The organism is Mammaliicoccus lentus, assembly GCF_947036595.1.
Classification (GTDB): domain Bacteria; phylum Bacillota; class Bacilli; order Staphylococcales; family Staphylococcaceae; genus Mammaliicoccus; species Mammaliicoccus lentus.
The window spans coordinates 270,161-290,349 of sequence record NZ_OX344834.1; the positions used below are offsets into that span (position 1 = coordinate 270,161).

General features: G+C 32.0%; 18 protein-coding genes. 11 read left to right on the forward strand and 7 right to left on the reverse strand.

The window, feature by feature from the left end:
• Positions 1-65 precede the first annotated feature (65 nt).
• On the forward strand, positions 66-1,982 hold the full coding sequence (locus ACNMOQ_RS01220; RefSeq protein ID WP_194200390.1) for an FUSC family protein: 1,917 nt from the start codon (positions 66-68) through the stop codon (positions 1,980-1,982).
• Positions 1,983-2,057: 75 nt separating this feature from the next.
• Here the strand turns inward: ACNMOQ_RS01220 and ACNMOQ_RS01225 are convergent, their stop codons facing one another.
• A complete protein-coding gene (locus tag ACNMOQ_RS01225) occupies positions 2,058-2,891 on the reverse strand; it encodes an alpha/beta fold hydrolase (protein WP_416350147.1) in 834 nt (277 codons plus the stop codon).
• A gap of 216 nt (positions 2,892-3,107) precedes the next feature.
• Here ACNMOQ_RS01225 and ACNMOQ_RS01230 point away from each other — a divergent pair, with 216 nt between their 5' ends.
• From ACNMOQ_RS01230 to ACNMOQ_RS01255, 6 genes are all read left to right on the forward strand, one after another.
• Positions 3,108-3,947: a class I SAM-dependent methyltransferase gene (locus ACNMOQ_RS01230; RefSeq protein ID WP_416350148.1), complete on the forward strand. Its 840-nt coding sequence runs from the start codon at positions 3,108-3,110 to the stop codon at positions 3,945-3,947.
• A 200-nt stretch (positions 3,948-4,147) separates the two neighbouring features.
• Positions 4,148-5,344: an MFS transporter gene (locus tag ACNMOQ_RS01235; RefSeq protein ID WP_416350149.1), complete on the forward strand. Its 1,197-nt coding sequence runs from the start codon at positions 4,148-4,150 to the stop codon at positions 5,342-5,344.
• 21 nt (positions 5,345-5,365) lie between these two features.
• Complete coding sequence (locus ACNMOQ_RS01240; protein WP_016999728.1) at positions 5,366-6,271, forward strand: shikimate 5-dehydrogenase; 906 nt, start codon at positions 5,366-5,368, stop codon at positions 6,269-6,271.
• Positions 6,272-6,300: 29 nt separating this feature from the next.
• Positions 6,301-6,738 carry a type II 3-dehydroquinate dehydratase gene (gene aroQ / locus ACNMOQ_RS01245; RefSeq protein WP_135032017.1) on the forward strand — a complete coding sequence of 146 codons (438 nt, stop codon included), beginning with the start codon at positions 6,301-6,303 and terminating at the stop codon, positions 6,736-6,738.
• 184 nt (positions 6,739-6,922) lie between these two features.
• Positions 6,923-7,378, forward strand: coding sequence for a MarR family transcriptional regulator (locus ACNMOQ_RS01250; RefSeq protein ID WP_016999726.1), 456 nt, complete (start codon positions 6,923-6,925; stop codon positions 7,376-7,378).
• A gap of 24 nt (positions 7,379-7,402) precedes the next feature.
• Positions 7,403-7,876, forward strand: coding sequence for a peptide-methionine (S)-S-oxide reductase (locus ACNMOQ_RS01255; protein WP_416350150.1), 474 nt, complete (start codon positions 7,403-7,405; stop codon positions 7,874-7,876).
• A 70-nt stretch (positions 7,877-7,946) separates the two neighbouring features.
• Here ACNMOQ_RS01255 and ACNMOQ_RS01260 read toward each other — a convergent pair whose 3' ends face one another.
• The 5 genes from ACNMOQ_RS01260 to fni all read right to left on the reverse strand — a co-directional run bounded on the left by ACNMOQ_RS01260 (position 7,947) and on the right by fni (position 13,373).
• Positions 7,947-9,023, reverse strand: a complete 1,077-nt coding sequence (locus tag ACNMOQ_RS01260) for a phosphomevalonate kinase (RefSeq protein ID WP_064204410.1) — start codon at positions 9,021-9,023, stop codon at positions 7,947-7,949.
• Positions 9,024-9,035: 12 nt separating this feature from the next.
• The gene (mvaD, locus tag ACNMOQ_RS01265) at positions 9,036-10,019 is read right to left on the reverse strand and encodes a diphosphomevalonate decarboxylase (protein WP_016999724.1); all 984 of its coding nucleotides are present in this window, start codon (positions 10,017-10,019) and stop codon (positions 9,036-9,038) included.
• 5 nt (positions 10,020-10,024) lie between these two features.
• Positions 10,025-10,948, reverse strand: coding sequence for a mevalonate kinase (gene mvk / locus ACNMOQ_RS01270; protein WP_064204411.1), 924 nt, complete (start codon positions 10,946-10,948; stop codon positions 10,025-10,027).
• 114 nt (positions 10,949-11,062) lie between these two features.
• Entirely contained in the window at positions 11,063-12,037 is a 975-nt protein-coding gene (locus ACNMOQ_RS01275) for an SMP-30/gluconolactonase/LRE family protein (RefSeq protein ID WP_064204412.1), read from the reverse strand.
• A gap of 280 nt (positions 12,038-12,317) precedes the next feature.
• Positions 12,318-13,373: a type 2 isopentenyl-diphosphate Delta-isomerase gene (gene fni, locus ACNMOQ_RS01280; protein ID WP_416350151.1), complete on the reverse strand. Its 1,056-nt coding sequence runs from the start codon at positions 13,371-13,373 to the stop codon at positions 12,318-12,320.
• Between the two features lie 229 nt (positions 13,374-13,602).
• Here fni and ACNMOQ_RS01285 point away from each other — a divergent pair, with 229 nt between their 5' ends.
• Positions 13,603-14,487: an osmoprotectant ABC transporter substrate-binding protein gene (locus tag ACNMOQ_RS01285; protein ID WP_016999720.1), complete on the forward strand. Its 885-nt coding sequence runs from the start codon at positions 13,603-13,605 to the stop codon at positions 14,485-14,487.
• Positions 14,488-15,127: 640 nt separating this feature from the next.
• On the opposite strand, the gene ACNMOQ_RS01290 is transcribed toward ACNMOQ_RS01285, so the two are convergent.
• A complete protein-coding gene (locus ACNMOQ_RS01290; RefSeq protein ID WP_416350152.1) occupies positions 15,128-16,372 on the reverse strand; it encodes a Glu/Leu/Phe/Val family dehydrogenase in 1,245 nt (414 codons plus the stop codon).
• Between the two features lie 447 nt (positions 16,373-16,819).
• On the opposite strand from ACNMOQ_RS01290, the gene ACNMOQ_RS01295 reads away from it, so the two are divergent.
• The 3 genes from ACNMOQ_RS01295 (at position 16,820) to ACNMOQ_RS01305 (ending at position 19,884) form a co-directional block, all read left to right on the forward strand.
• On the forward strand, positions 16,820-17,551 hold the full coding sequence (locus ACNMOQ_RS01295; RefSeq protein ID WP_416350153.1) for a CPBP family glutamic-type intramembrane protease: 732 nt from the start codon (positions 16,820-16,822) through the stop codon (positions 17,549-17,551).
• Positions 17,552-17,649: 98 nt separating this feature from the next.
• A complete protein-coding gene (locus ACNMOQ_RS01300; RefSeq protein WP_416350154.1) occupies positions 17,650-18,573 on the forward strand; it encodes an AEC family transporter in 924 nt (307 codons plus the stop codon).
• Positions 18,574-18,729: 156 nt separating this feature from the next.
• Positions 18,730-19,884: an FAD/NAD(P)-binding protein gene (locus ACNMOQ_RS01305; protein ID WP_416350155.1), complete on the forward strand. Its 1,155-nt coding sequence runs from the start codon at positions 18,730-18,732 to the stop codon at positions 19,882-19,884.
• Positions 19,885-20,189 lie beyond the last annotated feature (305 nt).

Below are 20,189 nucleotides of genomic sequence, written 5' to 3' on the forward strand. Positions count from 1 at the left end.
TACAATAATTTTGTGTACTTATGTGTAAATTAACAAATAAAACCACTTATAAAAGGAGGGATACAGTGAGAGATTTAGTTCATAAGATAAGTAAGTATTTTTCCAGTTTGATGACATTACATACTGAACGATTGAATTTGAAAAAAGGTATTAGACAAGGTTTGTTAATTGCTGTTCCCATCTTGATTGGTTATTTATTAGGTAGAACAGATTTAGGATTACTTGTAGCAACAGGAACATTAGCTCATATATATGCGATTAAAGGGACGTTCAAGTCGAAAGTACAAACTGTACTCGTATCTGCAATATTGCTATCTATTTGTATGTTTTTAGGTACTTTGACAGTTGGTAACCAACTTCTATTTGGTATATTGCTCGTCCTGATTTCGACTTTGGTCTTTTATGTTTTTGTTTCTTTAAAAATACCAGGACCAGCTTCTACATTTTATATTGTGCTATTTGCACTACCTATGAATTTACCGGTAGAGCCAAGTGATGCATTTTTAAGAAGTGGGCTAGTCTTGCTAGGTGGTTTAGTAGGTACAGGCGTGCTTGTCATTTCTTTATTATCAGAAAAAGAAAATGTAGAACGTAGCAGTGTAGTTCAAAATTTCAAATTCCTTTGTGAAATGATGTCTGAATTTAATAATGATTCATTTGAAGCTTTATCTAAAAAAGTAAAAGATAATTTTAAGACGACAGAAAGAATATTTATTACTGCGGGTGCTAAGAAAAGTTCACAAAAGAAACGCTTATATTTATTACATTCTATAGCCCAAGGTATATATGCTGAATTATTAGAGTTAAAAGAGAGTGGCGTTAAGGAAATCCCAGAGTCTTTTTATAATTTATTACAAGACATTAATGAAAATGTTGCTAAAGAACAATATTTAAAAAGTGATGATACAAATATTATAAATAACGACGAAACTTATAATGATTTAACGAAATACTTATTTAGAGCTAACGATTTGTTAGCTATTCCGAAAGATCAAGTTCAATATGAAGTAGATATGCGTAAACCTATATATAGTAAAAATCTATTTCACAACTTAACATTAGACTCTTACGCTTTTATATCCACACTAAGATATTTAATCATTATGTCTGCTGCTATCACAATTGCTTTTGTATTCAAATTTGATCAAGCATACTGGGTACCATTATCTGCTAATACAGTAATGATAGGTGGTACAACATTAAAAGGTATGGAACGAGCAAGTTTAAGGTTTTTAGGAACGGTAGTAGGTGTCATATTGCTTTCTATAATCTTAGCTTTCCATCCGAATATCGTAATTGCGATTATCATTCTAGGATTATCAGCATTAATAGGAGAGACATTAGTAGCAGCTAACTACGGATTTGCGATGACCTTTATTACGATACAAGTCATATTATTAAATGGAATAGCATCACAGGATATTTCATTATCTATCGCGTTACCAAGAATTACAGATGTATTCGCAGGTGTGGTAATAGCAGCTATAGGTTTATTAATATTCGGTAGAAATGCAGCATCAACCATCATTAACAACACAATAGCAAATGTCGTAAGAACAGAATCGAAATTATTTTTCAAATTGTTCTCAAAAGAAAATTATCAATTTAGTGAAGAAGAAAAGAAAAATATATCATTAGAACTCAGCATAAAAATTAATAATATGCATAATATGTATGATAGTGCGATAGAGGAACTATTTAATGATAAAAAGAAAATAAGACACTATTATTCTAGCATTTATTTACTAGACGAATTGAGTTTCCTACTAGAAAGAGCAATTCATTTAGAAAACAGAGAAACATTTGATGAACAATTAATAAGTAAATATTTATTTTTATTTGAAGATTTAGCATATACATTAGAAACAAAACAACCAATCAAAATCAAAACTGACTTACCAATACTACCTGTATATCGAAATATACGAATAGTATTATTGAAATTGCAAAACCATCATTTAGAAAAAGAAGTTGCGAATTGATTCCTTATTCGAAATAATGCTCCTAATCCGTTGAAATTTTAGTTAACGAATTAGGAGCACTTATTTATATATTCTTTATTTCCACAATTCTAATAAAACTTTGGCGAATTCGTCAGGTTTTTGTACATAACCTAAATGTCCGCCTGGAATATCGACGAGCGAAATATTTGTTTGTTCGTGTATATAATAGTTTACGCTTTGTGGAAATGATCCTTTTGAATCTGTACCGTTTAGTAGTGTAATAATATCTTTGTATTTTTCTAAATCCTCTAAAGAAATATTTGAGTGTGTGTATTGTCTAATTTCATATTTAACCCAATTTATCATTTCTTCATAACGCTTATTCTTGCTTTCATCGCCAGCTGATATAGGTTGTGACATACTTTCTTCATCTATTTTAGCAATGTCTAATGTTTTTGCGAATGCTGCCATACCAGGTTCTAAACCGTTAGACAGTGCAATTTCTACTATTTCGGCATTTTGATCTTTCCAATACTGACTATCTGGTAAGAATGTGTTAATTGGTGGTTCGTGAAAGGCGATTTGTTTTACTACTTCTGGATAATCCTTTAATACATGCATCGTGACAATTGCGCCTGAACTAGATCCAAGTATATACACAGGTTCATTGCTTAAATGTTTTGCGAGTTCAGCAATGTCATGAGCGTCACGTTTTACACGGTAATCATCATCTTTATTTTTAGCTCTATCTGGAAGCGGCTCTGTCAGCTCACTTTGACCATAACCTCTTCTATCCACTGCTACTACAGTAAATTGATCTTTAAGTTGTTCTGCGAGAGGTAAAAATATGTCTCCTGTACCATTTGCGCCTGGAACTAATATTAACACGGGTCCTTGTCCTATTTTATGATAATGTAGTTTTGCTCCATTTAAATCTAGACTTTCCATTTTATTGCCCCCATTTAATTTATATAGTGATTTATTATTATATCTTCACTTTTTTAAAATTTTCAAACCATTCAAATAGTTGACTAAATCTATTTGAAACATATATATATATATATATATATATATATATATATATATATGTTACTTTTGTAAATTTTTGACAATGTTTACCTTCACTGCAATAATGGAATAAAATAGATAGAAGGAGGAAGGCAGATGTCAAAACTTGAGGGGATACCTGAATCCATGTTAATTCCACTTGCTGCAAAGGCAAATGAATATTATAAGTCCTCTCCAATTATTTATGATCCTTATTCACTGGATATAATGAGGGAAGTGGATTATTCTTTTGAAAATTTTTCTAAGGACTGGATGTCACAACTTGGTATATGTATTAGAACGGAAATACTGGATGAAATGGTTTTAGATTTTGTTACGACATCTAAGAATCCTTTTGTGATAAATATAGGGTGTGGCTTGGACACAAGATTAAGCCGTTTAGACTTAAAAAAAATACCGTGGATAGACATCGATTTGCCTGAAAGCATAAATGCAAGACGGCGCTTTTTTTATGAAACAGATTATTACAAAATGATTGGGAAATCTATGTTTGATTATTCTTGGTTGAAAGATATAAGAAGTCATCCTTCATTTAAAGAAGACTCAAATATATTAATCATTTTTGAAGGAGTATTAATGTATTTTGAAGAATTGGATATTAAAAATTTACTAAGGGAAATTACAAAAACATTACAGCATCAAAATGTAAAAATTGCTGCAGAATTTTGTTCAAAAACAATGACTAATCATTCGGAAAAACATCCTTCTGTCTCAAAATTATCTAGTAAGTTGGAATTTAAATATGGATATAATAAAATCTCAGAACTAAAAAATATATTGCCTAAACATTTAAATGTCGTGAATGAAATAAACTATTTTGAACGTTACCCAAATAGATGGAGATGGTTTAGGTTATTTAAATATATCCCTTACTTAAAAAACCGATACAATAATAAAATTGTGTTATTAAAAAATGTACAAAATTTTAAAGAGTAGTCATATAAAGAAGAGGAAAATCTATAGGTTTTCTCTTCTTTATTTTTTTATGTCTTTTTTAATAAGCATAGACGTTGACTTTCCCATAAAACGTAGTAAAATATACTTTGAATTAAAGATACTTTAATTAATAATTATTTAATTAAGATTAAATTCAGCTGAATCTTTAATCCAAATATCAATTGGAGGGTTATGTAAAAATGAATAGAGTACCGTATCTGGCCTCAACTACAGGGATTTATTTAAATTTCTTTATTTTAGGTATGGTCAACATTATATTTGGGTCAAATATGGATAGTTTAACTGGCCAACTAGGAACAACAGCAGGAGGCGTGAGTACGTTGCTGTCTGGTTTTGGTGTTGGTAAGTTACTGACTTACGCAATTAATGGTTATCTTTCAGATAAAATCGGAAGAAAGCCAGTCATTATTATCGCAAGTGTATTAATGGCATTTTTCTTATTTACTTTTCCATTTACATCTAGTTATGTAGTGGCATTTATACTTGCTATTATCATGGGTATTGGTAATTCTGCTTTAGATTCAGGTTCTTATCCTGCTTTAACAGAATCTTATCCAAACTCGGCAGGTACAGCGAACGTGTTATCGAAAGTATTTAACTCAATCGGTGGTATATTACTACCATTATTTATAACGTTCTTACTAACGAACGACATGAGTTATAAAATGTCATTTATCATTCCGGGAATCGTGACAGTAGTGGCATTAATAATATTAATATTTGCTAAATTCCCAAGTAATAACTCAGTGGACAGTTCATCTGAAACCACTCAGCAAAGTAAATTTATAGAAGAGCCTAAGTTCTGGGTAGAAGGTGCAGCTTTAGTTGTTATTGGGTTTACTTCCCTTGCGCTTATTATGATTGCGCCTTTATGGATACCAACTTTAGCTCAATCTGTATTAGGTATGAGCCAAGCAGCTTCAGTTTCAGTTATTAGTTATTATACTGCTGGTGCTTTTGTATCAGTTATATTACTAACATTACTTCTGAAAAAAATTAGCGTACTTTATATAATGATTGTTTATCCAGTATTAACAATTGTTGGCTACGTATTAGTATTACTATTACCGGTGTCATTCTTTAGTAATATTCTAATCTTTATCGTTGGTTTATCTATTTCGGGTGTATTACAGTTAGCAATTACAGCAATAACAACGATATTCTGGCAACGTAAAGGCGCTATGACAGGAATTATTTCTACTTCCGGAAGTATTGCAGTAATTATCATGCCAGCACTAACTGGTTATATGGAAGGTTCTATAGGTATACAATCAGTTATTTGGTTAGAAGTTATATTATCAGTTATTGGTTTAATCGCAGCAGTTGTTGTGTTCTATAGATATAAAGCAATTACAGGCGGTCGCGTTGATATTTAATTTTAAAGGAGAGAGCAAATCATGGAATTTGAAAAAAACTTAGAAAAAATAGATGGAAGAACAAAATTAGTAGGATTATTAGCTACACCAATAGGTCACACTTTATCACCAAGATTGCATAATTTAGGTTATTCTATTAAAGGTTTAAACTATGCTTACCTTGCATTTGAAGTAGGTAATGACAATTTAGAAGAAGCTGTTAATGGCATGAGAGCTGTAGATGCAGCTGGCTTTAATGTTTCCATGCCTAATAAAATGGAAATCATCCAATATTTAGATGAATTAGATGACAGTGCTAAATATTCTGGTGCAGTTAATACTGTAGTAAATGACAATGGTAAATTAATTGGTCATAATACTGACGGTCAAGGTTACGTTGAAAACTTATTAAATCATGGTGTTGAAATAGAAGGTAAAAAAATTACGCTAGTAGGATCAGGCGGAGCAGCAACACCAATCGCAATTCAATTAGCACAATCTGGTGTTTCAGAAATTAGTATTTTTGCTAGAAATGATCAATATTTTAAACAAGCTGAAGAAAATGCTAGAAAAATTAACGAAGATATGAAAGAGTTCAACGTTAAAGCTAATATTTTCCCATTAGAAGATAAAGAACAATTCAGAAAGGAAATTGCTGACAGTGTTGTACTTGCAAATGGTACAAGTCTTGGTATGAAACCGTTAGACGATTTAAGTATTGTTGATGAAACATTAGATGTATTAAGAAAAGATTTAGTCGTAACAGATGTAGTATACAATCCTCAAAAATCTAAATTATTACAACAAGCTGAAGACGCTGGATGTACGGCAATTAACGGTTTAGGCATGATGTCATGGCAAGGCGCGATTGCATTTAAACTATTTACTGGTGTAGATATGCCTAGAGAAGAAATTGTAAAAATTATGTTCGGTGAAGACAGCAAATAATTTAAAATTTTGAAAGAAGGTCATTACTAATGAAACAGTTTTTAATGTTACATGGTGTGAATCATGATATGTTCGGGCGCAGAGATCCTGAACAGTATGGGACAATAACTTTAGATGGAATCAACGATAAGATTGATGAATTAGCAAATGAATTAAATGTAAATGTTGAAAAATACCAAACTAATTTTGAAGGCGAAATGGTAAATAAAATAAATGAAGCATATTTGAACAATGTTGATGGCGTTATAATTAATGCTGGCGCATGGACACATTATAGTTATGCAATTCGTGATGCATTAGCCATATTAGAATGTCCAGTTGTAGAAATTCATATGTCTAATATTCATTCACGTGAATCATTTAGACATCATTCAGTCTTTGCAGATATCGTTACAGGTCAAATGACTGGATTCGGAGTGGAAAGTTATTTACTTGGTTTAAGAGCTGCTTATTCAGCTATAAAATAATATGTAAGTTGAAGAGGTTAAGGTGCTCATGTTGTTGATATTATTTCACACATATGAGGTTCTTTAACCTCTTTTTTCTATATTTTAATGGTGTTTAACCAAATGTTTAGGTATTTATAGTAAAATAAAAATAAGATATACAAAACATTGGAATGGAAAATGATAATCAAGGAGTTTTTGCAATATGGAGAATCGACAAGTACAGAGCATATATGTCAATCTTATAAAAGCTTCTCAAAACGTCCAAAAGGGGCTTTTTGAAATATGTAGAGAAGAAAATATTAAAGTTAATGATTTTTTAGTATTAGGAGCTTTATATCAATGGGGCGCACAGTCTATCTTATCAATTAGTAAAAACGTATTAATTAAAAGTGGCAGTATGACCTATATTATTGATAAGCTTGAGAAGAAAGAATTGATTTATCGAACGCCATCTAAAGAAGATAGACGTGTTATTTTAATTGATTTAACAGAAGAAGGCTATAAACAAGCAGAAAAATTGTATAACGCTGAATTAGAAATGTTCGCTCGTATGTTTGAAAAAGCGAGTAAAAAGACTTTAGATAATGCACCTAGCGAATTGAGAGAATTAAGAGATGTTTCAGATGCGTTCGTTGAGGAAAATGGATTTAAATACTAATTTTTAATTAAGAAAGGATTAGTTATGGAAACTGTATATATAGCAGGTGGCTGTCTATGGGGCGTACAAGCTTTCTTTAAAACTTTACCAGGTGTCATAGATACAGAAGCTGGTAGAGCGAATGGAGAGAGTCCTACATTAGAGGGTCCGTATGATGGTTATGCTGAATGTGTGAAAGTTATTTATAATCCTGAAATTGTATCTATTAATGATTTAATGCATTATTTATTTGAAATTATTGATCCATATAGTGTTAATAAACAAGGTCAAGATGAAGGATTGAAGTATAGAACAGGTCTATATAGTACTGAACAAGCACATCTAGAAGAAGCTAGAGCGTTTATAAGTAGTAGAGATGATGCCAGTCAAATAGCTATAGAAATTAAGTTATTAACTAACTACATAACAAGCGCTCCAGAACATCAAGATAGATTAACTAAATACCCAAACGACTACTGTCATATACCTAGGGCATTGTTAAAAAAGTATCAAAGTTAATATAAAACGCCACATAAAAAATGAATTTATTTCATTTTTTATGTGGCGTTTTTAGTTTTAAAAACTTTAGTTATTGTCCGTGATATATATTAAATAATAACGGTTTGATACAATTTTTTGTCCATTCGTCGTATATTTTTTGTTTGTTAATATTATTTTCTACTATTGTAATACCGCAATCTCCACCGCCAGCGCCAGACGTTTTACTTGCGCCACCAAATTTCTCACCAATATCACATAGTTTCTTAAGGTGTGTTGTTTCTATATCAATTGTAGCAAGTGAATCTAATTTTTGGATGATTTTTCGATTTTGTCGAATCATCTCCTGCACGCCTTGTATATAATTTGTCTTAAATGAATGGATGAGCTGTTCTACATACATTTGAGATTTTTCTAAAAATTGACTGTAGAATATAGGATCTGCTTTTAAACGTTTCACTTCACTTACTAAGTGGTGTGAAGAAGCGGGCGACCCAGTCCAACCGATTAATACTTCCATACGTTCAGGGGCTTGTAACGGCTCTATATGAAGGCCAGGCCAATTTTTCTTAAGTACTTCATTGACTGATGTAGCTTCGATTTGTTCTTTTACCCATACATGATCAAAAGTACTATAAACTAACCAACCTGTGTATACACTGACGGCGATATCACCACAAGAACTTAAACTTTGTAATTTCATGTTTGCGATAACAGCGAGTTTATAAATGTATAGATTAGATAATTGTAAGTTATAAAATTCATTCAAAGCTTTGACTACAGAGACTAATACAGCAGCACTTGATCCAATTCCATATTTATGACCATTTGCATCGTCTAAATTACTATCAATTGTAATATTGAATGGTCTCATTGGTATATTGAAACTTTTCGCGTATTGTTCAAAGACTTCGATTGCTTGTGTAATATATTTTAATTGTTCAGCAGCATCAGTATCTGAAACAATAATATTATCTTCAGCTCTTATAAATGTTACAGGCTCATGATGCAAGGTTTTGGAATGTATTAACCCTGTATTTCCATTTGTATCTTCTATTGTGGCTGTAACAAAACGATCTACTGCTATTAGTACGGATTTGTATCCAGGTTCAGTCACTGCGTATTCTCCAGCAATGTATAATTTTCCTGGGGCTTTCACTTGAATCATTTTATCTCTTCCTTATTCTAAAATTTCAATTCCTGTGTGCGTGATATCACTCGCAATTACTTGTTCTTCTTTAAAATGTTGAAGTAATGCATTTAAAATGTATTGCTGATTTTTCTTCTCTGTTAGAATTTTCACATTCGGCCCCGCGTCCATTGTAAAGTAACAAGGGTATCCGGCTTCGCGACATTGGTGAACAATTTCCATCACGAGATAACTATCAGGTACTAAATATGTGAAAGGCGGCTGAGCACCTAAATTGGTAGCATGCATGCGTAAACCATTTTCTTCTATAACTTCACCTAAATGTTTAAAGTCTTTGTTGTTAATTGCTTCTTTTACAGATTGAATATCTTCATCAACATGATCTAACCAATATTGATAAAAGCGGGAAGTTTGTCTTGTATGAGACATACCAGAACGGCTAGAAACCTTCTTAGATTTATCATTAATTACGACAAAAACCATAGAGAGTTCATTTTCCCAGTCATTTGCATCGATAGCGTGAGCATAAGACGTTTCATCATCATGTCCCTTTTCCCATTCTGCAAATCCACCAAAAATACTTCTAGATGCAGAGCCTGAACCTCTACGAGCTAGTCTAGATAAATCTTTCTTAGACATGTTTAATTGTAAGGCTTCATTACATGCTGCCGATAATGCTGCATATGCGCTTGCTGACGAAGCAAGTCCAGCGGCTGTTGGTACATAATTTATACTTTCGATATATGCATACATGGAGGTTTGGCTTCGTTCTCTAACGAGGTCCATAAAGCGGTAAATTTTCTTAGCTTCGTCATCACTCACTTCTTCTCCATTCAATATTAATGTATCTTTAGTATATTCTGGATTGAAAGTGACTTTCGTATCCGTGTAAAAACGGTCTAGTGTGACCGATAAACTATTATTCATTGGAAGAATTAAATCTTCGTCTGCTTTACCCCAATATTTTATTAAAGCAATATTAGTATGGGCACGCGCTTTACCACAGTTGTTCAATCTGATTAACCTCCTAAATATTCAATCCAAGTATGGTGTGCACCAAATTCAAGAGCACTGGCTGATATTTTTTCAGCAGTTCCAAGATCTTGAGCTAATACAATCATACTGCCTCCACGACCACCGCCAGTTAATTTTCCAGCAATAGCACCTTGATTTTGACTTAATTCAAGAAGTGCTTCTATTTGATCATGACTAACAGTAAGTTTGCGTAAGTTTTCTTGAGAAAGCTTAAAAATATGCGCTAATTGATTGAAGTCATTATTGTTGATTGCTTGATTCGCTTCGTGCACAAGCACGCCAATATGTTCTACATATTGCATATATTCTTGACTATTATCACATAAACGGTGAACATCTTCTACTGCCTTTTTAGTAGAACCTCTTACACCAGTATCAATTACAACCATATATCCTTCTATAGCTAAAGGTTTTAAAGTCGTTACTTCACCTTGTTGGAACCATACGGGCTTATTCGAAACAATGGTTTGTGTGTCTATACCACTAGGTTTACCATGTGCAATTTTTTCTGCCCAATTTGCTTCTTCAATGAGTTTTTCATCAGAAAGAGGCTTGTTTAAATAATTATAACTTGCTCTTATAAAAGCTATTGCCATCGCTGCACTAGAACCTAGACCTCTAGACGGCGGTAAGTTTGTTTCAAATGTAACATTAATAGGTTGGGGTATTTCATATTTATTAATGAAACGGGTTACAACTAATTTAATATGTTCAGGTGCTTCATCTAGAAACCCTTCGTATACATCACTATTAATAAAAGAACGTTCATTTTCTTTCAATGATGTTATCGTTGCTTTAACTACACCAGATTTAAAGGGAATAGCAATTGCAGGTTGTCCAAATGTTACAGCGTGTTCTCCTATTAAAATAACTTTCCCATTTGCTTCCCCGTATCCTGTTTGTGTCATACTTCAATCACCTTTAGCACTTTCAAATTTTTTTCATTTTTAATAACACTTTACCATTATAAAACTACTGTCAAATATATTCAAAGACCTTACCTTAAAATTTCCATTTATTCATTAATGAAATTGGTAACTATTATGACCTTTTGCAAATCCTTTTGCTGTAAACAACCAAGAATCTCCGCCACTTTCAATATCGTTAGCACAAATGATTAATTGGTTTGTACCAGGAATAAAGGCAGGGTGGGTAGACCTTAACATGTGACCTTCGTCACGTCCGGGCATTAAAATTTGTCCAATTGGATAGCCTCGCTTATTAAATACAAGCACTCTACCTTGACCGTACATTGCTACGTAAAGATTGTCGTCACTATCAATACAGCATGAGTCCGGACCTTCGTGACCCGTAAAGTGATAAGGTATAGAAGCACCAAATGGCTCAATTGTTACACCATCTTCTTCTAATGAAATGCGATGTAATCTATTGGCATTCGTTTCAGTAACCCATAGTACACGTTCATCTGTACTTAAAGCTATGCCATTAGCGACAGAAATATTTTGAATGATTGGTGTGATTGATTGATGATCGGGCGATACATAATATACGCCACCCAGAGGATTTGTTGAATAACCTCTAAAATCAGTGAAGTAAAATCCACCTTTACTATCAAATACTAAATCATCTACACAATATTCAGTGTCTATATCTGAAACTATACTTTGAGGGTTTTTGCCATCAGAGTCAACTGAAATAATGCCGCCGGAATCTTTAAAATTCCCTAAATAACATAAATATAAACGACCATCTTTATGAATTTTTACAGCAGCAGGGTTTGTTTTTTCAGATTGAAAGACTGTATTTACTTTCTTCTCGGGTAAATCAACGCGAAATATTTTTCCACCAAAAACTTCACACAAAAATAAATTATGGTCTCTGTCGAAACATAAACCTTCAAGTTGAAGTCCTTCGTCTGAAATTTTTAACCATGGTTCAGCTGTAACTGTTTGTAAATTTTGTTCACCTGAAAGGAGTGGTACTGCACTTTTAGAAGCTTCTGTATAGTAAAGAGTTGGAATTTCTTTATGAGTCATAACACATTCTCCTTTATCGTTATATTATTCATTTAAATCTATGTAAATAATAAAAGATATCTTCTATATATGTCTTTTATATTATCACTTAATATCATATATTAAAAATTAAAAAATATGTTGAAATATTACTTATAAACAATATGTATACATAGGTAATATATATTGTTTATAAGTAAGAAAAAACTCCTAAAGTTATTTGGTGTCGAACTTTAGGAGTGTACTTCATAGTTTGGTTTATATAGCAAAGGAACAACTCATAATTATGTCCCTGATATGTTTATTTTAACTTATCATTAATGGACTTTGTACGTTGATCAACGTAACTTTGTAAATCTGGAGAAAATACGTAGTCTATTGCTTTTAAATCAGATATTTTCGAGGCATTTAGTAAATTCGCAATGATATACATTTGTTCTATAAATTGCTTCATGTTATCAATTGTATGTTCTAATCCAAATTCATCTAGTTGTTTAAGGACGTAGCCTGATAATCCGACCGCTTCTGCTCCTAATACTAAACACTTTATAGCATCGAGAGGATTTTTAACGCCACCGCTAGCTAATACATGAATGTCTGTCGCCAATAATTTTGCTTCTATTAGACTTTGTACGGTACTTTGTCCCCACATATTTAAAAATGCCATGTCTTTTAAAGGACGTCTTTGATTCTCGATATCTGCAAAGTTTGTTCCACCTCTACCACTCACATCAACATATTGGATACCGATATTTTTAACTTTTTGAATAGTTTCAGCGCTCATACCAAAACCAACCTCTTTAATGATAACGGGTACACTTATATGTTCTTTAATCTCTTTTATATTTGTTAACCAGTGTTCAAATTCAGTATCACCTTCAGGCATAATGAGCTCTTGAGGTGCATTAACATGAATTTGTAATGCATCAGCTTGTAAGAGGTCGATAGACTTTTGCGCATTTTTATAGCCAATATCGGCACCAACGTTACTAAAAATAATACCGTCTGGATTTTCTTCTCTTACAACTGTAAAGCTATATTCGGCATTTGGGTCTTTCAACGCTGAATGAATAGAACCAACAGCCATAGGAATTTGACAAGCCTTCGCAATTTGAGCGAGTTGTTTGTTGATGAGTGCAGCACGCTCGCTACCGCCAGTCATCGCATTTATATAAACAGGATGTTTAAAAGTAAAATGAGAGAGCTTAACAGATAAATCTATTTGATTTTTGTTAATTGAAGGAATGGATTGATGAATTAGCTGAACCTTATCAAAATCAGTTCCCGTTGCTTGAAAAGTATCTAAAGCTAATTGTATATGTTCATTCTTTCTAATGCTTCTTAATGAGTCGTCCATTCATTTATCCTCCATGCATCTATATGTTAAATGTTTTATTTTTATCTCATTCATATTATATCAGTTGTCATATTGAATATAAACTAAACAATATAATAATGGGCAGTCTTTAACCGGTCCACTATGTAGGCTATAAAACAAAATTAATTATTTGTGATAATATAATATTATATAAATATAAAACTTATGGAGGAGAAAAGTTATTAAACTAAGAAAATTTACTTTAATTATGATTTGTACACTATTATTAAGCGGTTGTACATTGCCTGGTATAGGTGGTGCTTCACCTCAAACTGTGAAAATTACAGCACTTGCGACAAGTGAGTCTCAAATTATGGCACATATGATTCGACTGCAAATTGAGCATGATACTGATGGGGAAGTTAAACCAGTTATTGTAAATAACCTCGGGTCTGCTGTTATTGAGCATAATGCAATCATGAATGATGACGCTCAAATTTCTGCTACAAGATATACGGGTACAGATTTAGTCGGTGCATTAGATTCTGATCCTATTACAGATACTAAAAAAGCAGAAAAAGCGGTTAAAGCTGGTTTTCAAAATAAATTTAATCAAACATTTTTCGACTCTTACGGATTTGAAAATACTTTTGCTTTTACTGTGACGAAAGAAACAGCAGAAAAATACAATTTGAAAAAAGTATCAGATTTAGAGAAACATAAAGATGAATTGAGAGTAGCAAGTGATGCTACATGGATTAAACGTGAAGGTGATGGTTATCCAGCATTCGCAAAAGCTTACGGATTTGAATTTAAAAATATACGCACAATGCAGATTGGACTCGTATATGATGCATTGAAGAATAAAAGCATCGATGCAGCACTTGGTTATACGACAGATGGAAGAATTGCAGCATATGATTTAGTGACATTAGAAGATGATCGTCATTTCTTCCCACCATATGATGCAAGTCCTTTAGCAACAAATGAGTATTTGAAGAAGAATCCAAAAGCTAAAAAGTCTATAGAAAAATTAATTGGCAAAGTATCTACTGAAAAAATGCAAGAACTGAATTACCGAGCAGATGGTAAAAAAGAAGAACCAGCTGTTATAGCGGAAAAGTTCTTAAAGAAGCATAATTATTTTGAGTAGTAACAAAACGGTAGATGACGAAGCGAATAAAAAATTAAATTAATGATAATAAGCTGAGACATTTATTAGTGTTTCAGCTTTATTATTGAATTAGAGAGAAAGAAATAAGAGGGATGTATTTGGATTAATGAGATAGAAAATCCAATAAGGAGATGTGTAGTTGGATTATTGTTGTAGAAAATCCAATAAGGGGATATGTAGTTGGATTATTGTTGTAGTTAATCCAATAAGAGGCTGTTTACTTGGATTAATGAGCTAGAAAATCCAATAAGAGGGTGTGTAGTTGGATTATTGTTGTAGTTAATCCAATAAAGGTATGTGTACTTGGATTATTGTAATAGAAAATCCAACAAGAGGGTATGTATTTGGATTAATGAGCTAGAAAATCCAATAAGAGGGTGTGTAGTTGGATTATTGTTGTAGTTAATCCAATAAAGGTATGTGTACTTGGATTATTGTCTTAGAAAATCCAATAAAGGTATGTGTACTTGGATTAATGTCATAGAAAATCCAATAAGAGTGTGTGTAGTTGGATTATTGTCTTAGAAGATCCAATAAAAACCCCTCACTATAAGCTATAGTGAGGGGTTTAATAGTTCATTTAAAAATATATTAAGCCTAGTTGTATCAACTGTTTATCTTACGCCCAACCTCTGAAACGTGTTGCTTCGGCTGTTCTTCTAACACCAACAACATAAGCTGATAAACGCATATCTAAGTTTCTATTTTGTGAAATTTCGTATACTTTATCAAACGCTTCTACTAGTTTCTCTCTTAATAGTCGATTGACTTCTTCTTCAGACCAATATAAGCCATCATTGTTCTGTACCCACTCAAAGTAAGAAACAGTAACACCACCAGCACTTGCTAAAACGTCAGGGATTAATAAAACATCCTTTTCTGTTAAGATGCGCGTTGCTTCTTGTGTAGTAGGTCCGTTAGCAGCTTCTGCTACAATTTTAGCTTTAATTTTTGGTGCGTTGTCTGCTGTGATTTGGTTTGCTAAAGCAGCTGGTACTAAAATATCACAATCAATTTCGAAAAGTTCTTCGTTTGTAATAAGGTCATCGAACAGTGGTGTAATACGACCGTGTTCTTTTCTAAGTTCTAGTAAATGATCAATATCTAAGCCATCTGGATTGTATAAAGCACCACGACTTTCAGATATACATACAATTTTAGCGCCTTTATCGTGAAGAATTTTAGCAATAAAGCTACCTGCGTTACCAAAACCTTGAATAACAACACGTGAATCTTCTATATTAATATTCTTACGTTTGGCCGCTTCTTCAATAGTGATGACTGCACCTAATGCAGTTGCTTGTTCACGTCCTAATGAACCGCCTAAACTAAGTGGTTTACCTGTAATAAAGTTTGGCGCGTTTACTTTATTCATTAAACTATACTCATCCATCATCCAAGACATAGTTTGTGCATCTGTATACACATCAGGTGCAGGGATGTCTTTTGTAGGTCCGACGATTTGAGAAATTGCTCTAACATAACCGCGTGATAAACGTTCCACCTCAGTCTTACTCATATCATGAGGGTCACATTGGATGGCACCTTTACCACCACCGTACGGTAAATTAACAATGCCGCATTTTAATGTCATCCACATAGATAATGCTTTAACTTCATTTTCATCGACATCTGGATGGAAACGAATACCGCCTTTTGTAGGTCCAACCGAATCATTATGTTGAGAACGATAGCCTGTAAAAGTTTTTACTGAACCGTCGTCCATTCTAACTGGTATACGAACTTTAAAGAATTTCATTGGCTCTTTGATTAATTCATAAAGGCCATCATCGTAACCTAATTTATGTAATGCCTCTTTTACAATACTCTGTGTAGAAGTTACTAAATTACTATTTTCATTCATAGTTGACTCTCCTATTCTCTGTCTAGAAAAAACATACTAAAGTAAATAATAATACGAATAAAAAAATAATTCAATATAATTAACTGAATTTACAAAAAACTCTAAAAAGTTATTTAATAAATAGTATATTGGAAATTTAATAAAAAAGCGAATTAGATTATGAAAAAAGACTCATCTTACAAATGAAATATAAGTAACTTTATTATAATATTTCTACATTATTAGTATCGGAAAAGTATGGATATGTTTTAATTGGTATTTAATGGAAAGTGGTGTTATAATATGAATTAGCTGTTATTAATATAATGAGTATAATAACTATCTAGTGTATAAGAGGCGCCTGTATAAGCAGGCGTCTCTTTTTTATTTGTGATTTAAAAAAACTATTGCTTATGACGTAACGTCATAAATTATACTTGTCTTAAATTTCGACAAGGAGTGTTATAAATGAAAATCAATCTAAAACCATTGCTAGTTTATGTTTCAATTATTATTTTAAGTTTCTTAGTTAGTTGGCCTTTTTTTAATAAGTTAGTGAATATGCAAATTCAAATGATGCATATTGATCCAGATTTGTCAGAGATAACATTAACTAATTTAAGCATGATTAATCCACTTATTTTAAGTTTAATAGCTTTATTAATAGGCCATTTCTTGCATGAAAAGACAGAGCTAAAATCTATTATTTATGAAAAGGGGAACTTTAAAGATACGATACTAGTAAGTGTGATAAGCGGAGCGTTAGTTGGCTTTTGTTTAGGTATGGGGAATTTGGTTTTTAATAGTGGCCCAGAAGATATGATTGTAGAAAAAGCTTCTTTTATTAATTTACTTGGCGGGATATCTTACGGAGGTATAATAGAAGAACTTATCACGAGATTCGGGTTAATGACGTTTATAACATTTATGTTAATTAAGATTTTTAAAAGAAAAACAACTTTCATTTATATAATAAGTATCATATTATCAGCAGTGATATTTTCTTTAGGTCATCTTCCTTCAGCATTAGTAGGAATAGATGAACATTATTTTATAATCATTCTTAAAGTTATTACTCTTAATACATTTGCAGGAACAGTTTATGGTTTTCTTTATTATAAATACTATTTAGAAAGTGCCATGCTCGCACACGTTTTTACACATATGACAATGCAAACTTTATATTTATTTTTCATTTAAGTAAATATACTTTTAAAATGAAATTTCTTCTAATAAGTTTACATTATACTAATTAAGAATGATATTATGGATTTAATGTGTTTTAAAGGGGTGTTCGGATGGCTGAAATGATTTTTATTTTAAAGAGTGTCTTATTGCCTATTTTTATTATGATTTCATTGGGGTATGTTTTACAAAAACGATTTAAATTGGATTTAAGTACATTAGCTAAATTAAATATAAATGTATTTGTTCCAGGATTTATTTTTGTTAAATTTTATAAAACAAGTTTGGCACTAGACATGCTTTTTTACGTTATGGTTTTCTTCATTATATATGTAGCCTTATTATATGTGTTTGCGTATTCCATTTCTAAAGTTCAAAATCTCGATAAAACTAAAGCGACAACGCTTAATAATAGTGTTCTCTTTTTCAACTCTGGGAATTATGGGGCGCCTGTTAATGATTTAGTCTTTAAAAGTGATCCGGTCGCGATGTCTGCACAAGTTATTGTCTTAACGATGCAAAATATTTTTACATTTACATATGGTGTGTTTGCGATTCAATCTGTTCAAATTGGTAAACTAAAAGCATTGTTAAATTATTTTAAAATGCCTATCATTTACGCGTTAGTTTTAGCAGTTATTTTAAATTATAACGATGTTGCTGTTCCGGATTTTATTTGGACTACTGTGAGTTATCTTTCAGATGCAATGATTGCAATTGCACTTATATTATTAGGTGCTCAAATTGCTAATATTAAATTTAGTTTTAAGTGGACATCTTCTTATATTTATATCTTTATTAGACTTATTATAGGACCTTTAATTGCTTTAGCTATTATTAAAATTATGGGAATCGATGGTGTTGTAGGTCAAACGTTATTTATTGCCTCTGCAATGCCGACTTCAGTTAACAGTTCAGTTATCGCACAAGAATATGATAATTATCCTGAACTCGCTGCAGAATTGGTCTTCTTATCAACGTTATTCAGTGCTATCACTGTTGTAATCGTTATATATTTATCACATATGATTTTTTAAAATAAAATATTGAAGATGAGTCCGAGACATAAAGAATAGTCTCGGACTTTTTCGTTATTCTGAAAATCATTTGCAAATTGCTTATATAATAAGGTATTATATAAATCATAATCGTTACGATTTAAAGGTAATTATAAATGGAATAAAGGTGATAATATGAAATGGACCATTGTTGGCGGAGGTATACATGCGATAACAATTGCACTTAAATTGAAGACTTTAGGTTTAAACAACAAAGATTTAAAAATTATAGATCCTCACGATGTCTTTTGTCATCAATTTGATAAACGAACAAATGATATCAGTATGCCGTTCTTAAGATCTCCGATTGTACATCATGTGCATCCAAATCCTTTTCATTTAAAACAATATTATAAGAAGCATGATTATGCAGGAGGCGTGTACGGTCAATATAAAAGGCCACAACGTGAAATGTTCATGCATCATATTTATGAGCTGATAGAACATTACAATTTAACTGAATGTCATATTAAAGGTTCAGCAGTCGATATAAAGAAAACTGAAGAAACTTGGTTAATTAGACTAGAGAGCGGTGAAGCAATAAATTCGGATGTAGTTGTTATAGCATCAGGATGTAATCATCAGCCTAAAATACCTAGTATGTATAAAGGACAAGAAGATATACAACACATATTTGAAGAAACAGATATTCAATACAAATCAACGTCTCATGTTATAGGTAGTGGTATTTCAGCTGCTCATTTAACCTTAAAATTGATTTATAATGATGAGGATAAACATGTACATTTATGGACGAACAAACCGCTTGAAGTTCATGATTTTGATGCCGATCCAGGTTGGTTGGGCCCTAAAAACATGACGGAATTTTCGAAAGTAAATTGTGCTAATAAAAAGATGGATATCATATTAAAAGAAAGACATAAAGGTTCAATGCCTAGAGAGTTATACCTTAGACTAAAAAGGTATATTAAAATGGGTAGGTTAACAATACATGAGAATGAAATTGAACAAATTAAAAAGCATCATATCCATACTAAAGACGGAACAAAAATATATTATGACCATATTTTATTAGCTACAGGATTCGATAATACATTATTAACTCAACCTATACTAAACACATTGATTCATGAATATAAAGCACCATTAAATGAATGCGGATATCCTGAAATTTCTAAAAATCTAGAATGGTTACCAAATTTATTTGTTTCAGGCGGACTTGCTGATTTAGAGTTAGGACCATTTGCTAGAAATATAATGGGTGGAAGAGAAGCGGCTAAGAAAATTGGAGAAAAATATTCAGAAATAAAAGAGCTCGTAAAAAATTAAAAATATTTAAGATTTTCAAAAAGTATGCATAGATTATGAATCGAGTTAATAGTCTTTTACGTAGACTATCTATCTAAACGTTAGCCTTTTTAAGAACATAGAGACTACTAATTTCATAAAATATAATAAGAGTTCTAGATATTAATCCTAGACTCTTATTTTTATTTGCAATATTCTTAATAAAAATGGAAATATGTGGACCGTTATTGACACGTTTGGTGAGAAGTGGCAATAAGACTACCGTTATTGACACGTTTGGTGAGAAGTGGCAATAAGACTACCGTTATTGACACGTTTGGTGAGAA